3 protein-coding genes are annotated in these 3,497 nt (G+C 71.3%); 1 reads left to right on the forward strand and 2 read right to left on the reverse strand.

The features are described from left to right. Nucleotides 1-19: 19 nt before the first annotated feature. The gene (locus KDL01_RS39895; RefSeq protein ID WP_246577646.1) at nt 20-1,450 is read left to right on the forward strand and encodes an APC family permease; all 1,431 of its coding nucleotides are present in this window, start codon (nt 20-22) and stop codon (nt 1,448-1,450) included. Nucleotides 1,451-1,499: 49 nt separating this feature from the next. Here the strand turns inward: KDL01_RS39895 and KDL01_RS39900 are convergent, their stop codons facing one another. Beyond that, the gene (locus KDL01_RS39900) at nt 1,500-2,465 is read right to left on the reverse strand and encodes a lysozyme (RefSeq protein WP_212533923.1); all 966 of its coding nucleotides are present in this window, start codon (nt 2,463-2,465) and stop codon (nt 1,500-1,502) included. Nucleotides 2,466-2,631: 166 nt separating this feature from the next. After that, a partial coding sequence (locus KDL01_RS39905; protein ID WP_212533924.1) for an SAM-dependent methyltransferase occupies nt 2,632-3,497 on the reverse strand: 866 nt, incomplete at its 5' end.

Genomic DNA, 3,497 nt, shown 5'->3' on the forward strand with positions numbered 1-3,497 from the left:
GGTCCCCACCCACGCCCGCCTGCGCGGCGGCTCGCTGGGAATGCTCGACATCGCCGCGGCCACCATGGCCAACATCGGCCCGGCGATGAGCTTCTACTTCGGCTTCGGCTTCCTCGCGCTGACCGCGGGGGTGGCCTCGCCGCTGACCATCCTGGCCGCGGGCGTGGCCGTGGCGCTGCTCGGCAACACCCTGGCCCAGTTCTCCCGGGCCCACCCCTCGGCCGGCGGCTTCATCACCTTCGTCGGAAAGAGCTTCGGCCCGACCAGCGCGGTCAGCACCGCGCTGCTGGCCGGGCTCGGCTACATCATCGCCATGTCCTCGGTGATCGCGATCTCCGGCGGCTTCCTGGAGATCCTGCTCGAGCACTACATATCCGGCTTCCACGTCCCCTGGATCATCTGGACCCTGATCCTGACCGCTTTCGCGGTCGCGCTGATGGTGCGCGGGGTGGCGGTGTCGACCAAGATCGCCGGGCTGTTCTTCGGGATCGAGATGACCGTGCTCGTGCTCGTCTCGATCGTGGCCATCGCCAAGCACAGCGCGCACCTGTCCCTGAGCCCCTTCGAGCCGAAGAACATCACCCACGGATTCAGCGGCCTGTCCGCCGGATTCCCGCTGGCGGTCTACCTGTTCATCGGCTGGGAGAACTCGGCCGCGCTGGCCGAGGAGACGGCGAACCCGCGCCGCAACGTCGGGCGCGCGGTGTTCACCTCGGTCGGCGTCATGGTCGCGAGCTACCTGCTGTTCTCCTACGCCACCGTCACCGGCTTCGGCTACAACGTCACGAACCTGGGCGACGCGGCGATCCCGTTCATCTCGGTGGCGCAGGGGACGGTCGGCGCGCTCGTCTTCCTGGCCTACCTGGCCGGCCTGACCTCGACCCTCGGCGCGCTGATCGCCGGGGTCAACTCGCAGGCGCGGCTGATCTTCAACGCGGGCCGCGAGGGCCTGCTGCCGTCCTTCATCGGGCACGTACACCCGACCCGCCGCACCCCGACCAAGGCGATCGTGGTCTTCGTCGCCATCTCGATGCTGATCATCGGCGGCTGGGGGCTCGGGCACCTGGCGGGCCACTCCGGCGGGTCGATGGACGCGGTGACCTTCTTCGCCGAGTCCTCGACCATGGGCACGATCCTGGTCCTGCTGGTGTATCTGGCCTCGAACCTGGCGCTGCCGTTCTACTACCACAGGTACCTGCCGGAGCAGTTCCACCTGGTCAAGCACGCCGTCCTGCCGTTGCTCGGCGCGGCTGTCATCATCGTGCCGCTCTACTACCTGTCCAAGCCCGGCCAGGCCGCGCCCTACAGCTGGTATCCCTACCTCGCGCTCGGCGCCCTGGTGCTCTCCGTCGTCTACGCGGTGATCCTGGTGCGGCGCGATCCGGGGCTCGGCGAGCGCGTGGGTTCCATCGTCGCCGACGCCGAGGAGGGCGGGGAGACGGCGGGATGAAGCCGGGGCGAACGGCGCGGTGCGTTCGCGGGCGGGCCGCGCGCCCGGCTCAGTCGCGCCCGGCCAGCCTCCGCAGCTGCGCGAGCGCGCCGTTGAACACGTCCTGGTCGCCCGGCACCCGGCCGTGGTCCGAGTACTGCCAGAAGGTGTAGAAACGCCAGCCCGCCGGCAGCGTCCCACCGCCGTCGGAGCCGTAGTTCGCCACCCAGAACGGGTCGTACCGGCCGAATCCGCTCGCGTTCCCGGTGCACGAGCGCCACCAGTCGGTGGTGCTGTAGATCACCGGGTAGACGTGCTCGCGCGCGGCGTACTCGTTGACGAAGTTCCAGATCCAGCCGGTCATGGCGGCGGCGGACAGGCCGTAGCAGGCCTTGCCGTACGGGTTGTACTCGATGTCGAGGGCGCCCGGCAGCGTCGTCCCGTCGCCGTTCCAGGCGCCGCCGTGGGCGATGAAGTAGTCGGCCTGGGCGCCGCCGCTCGAGTTGCTCGGGACGGCGAAGTGGTACGCGCCGCGGATGACCCCGCGCTGGTGCGGGCCGTCGTACTGCGCGGCGAAGTCCGGGTTGCGGTAGTAGGTGCCCTCGGTCGCCTTCGCGTAGACGAAGTCGAGGCGCGGGGCGACCGCGGCCCAGTTGATCGAGCCCTGATTGCTGCTCACGTCGATGCCGGGCAGGTGCGGGACCGCCGAGTCCTGGCTGATCGGGTTCGGGGCCACGCCCGCGGGCGGCTCGTGCGCGCGCACCGTCGAGCCCATGGAGTCGGCCTCGGGATGGGTCAGGGTCTCGGGATCGACCGGGGTCGGATACCGCCGCGCGTCGACCTGCGCGAGTTGTCCGGAGGCGGTACGCGCCCAGATCGGAGCGGCGGAGGCGGCCCCGATCGCGGCGGCCGCGGCTGCGGGGTCCCGGTGCCCGGGCTCCGACGCCGGGCCGATCAACGTCGCACCCAGCGCCGCGGTCAGGACGCAGGCCGCGGCGAGCGTGGCACGGGGGACCGGGCGAAGCGGAGGGGGCATGTGTTCCTCGTTCTGCACTACGTCCGAATTGCGGTATATCAGTGGTATACCTCGGCCGGTAAGGGAGGAAACGCCCTTCCCGACCGTACGGAGCGCCCTGGTGGCGGGTCGTCAATCCCGGCGCCACCGTACGGAATGGGGGCCCGCAGGGCCGGAGGTCGGATGATCAGATCTGAGCCACGCCGCCCGCGACCGGACAGCGCGCCTCGAGTTCACGCCCGGGGCCCACCCCGTCGGGGCGCCACGCGGTGCACGGGACGAATCCGGGCTCGACGAAGCGGAACCCGGAGACCAGCTCGCGCACCCGGGGCAGTGGGCGGGTGGTGAACTGGAACGGGTTGTGGCCGAGCAGTTCCCGCGTCTTGCGGGCGGCGCCGCGGGCCGGGTAGTCCAGGGTGTGCTGGATCACGACCAGGCTGCCGGGGGCGAGCACGTCGCGCAGCTCGGCCAGTGCCAGGGTGAGCCGCGCGTCGTCCGCGATGCAGTCGAGCATGCCCACGAGCAGCACGCCGACCGGGCGGCGCAGGTCCAGCTTCTCCTTGAGCCAGGGCCCGCGCAGGACCGGTCCCGGCTCGCGGAAGTCGGCGAGCTGCACGTACACCTCGCCGCGCGGCCGCGCCTGGGCCGCGAGCACGCCGCGTCCGTGCGCCGCGCTGATCGAGTCGTCGGTCACGTAGACGAAGGTGGCCTCGGGGCACAGCGCGCGCACCTGGCTGTCGTAGCTGCCCCGCAGGGTCGGTATGAACGTACCCAGATGCAGGAACTGGGTCAGCCCGTGCTCCCGGCCGGCCACCCACGTCAGGGCCCGGCGCACGAAGGCCTCCCCGGCCTGGCACAGCAGCCGGTAGTCGGGGTAGAGCGCGAGGGTGGCCTCGACGGCCTCGCGGTCGGCCTGGTAGTTGTCCTTGCCGCCGAGCAGGTGGTCGCGCATGCGCAGCGGATGCGGGTGGTCGAAAGTCAGCTGCGGCGGATGCCACCGGGTGCCGAACTGGAAGTCCCACGCGGAGGGTCGGCTCTCCTGCCCGCCCATGC

The organism is Actinospica durhamensis, from assembly GCF_018139695.1.
Lineage (GTDB): Bacteria > Actinomycetota > Actinomycetes > Streptomycetales > Catenulisporaceae > Actinospica > Actinospica durhamensis.

What these genes read in the sequence shown, in the direction of transcription:
- KDL01_RS39900 (WP_212533923.1), bottom strand. Translation starts at nt 2,465, where the DNA reads ATGCCCCCTCCGCTTCGCCCGGTCCCCCGTGCCACGCTCGCCGCGGCC.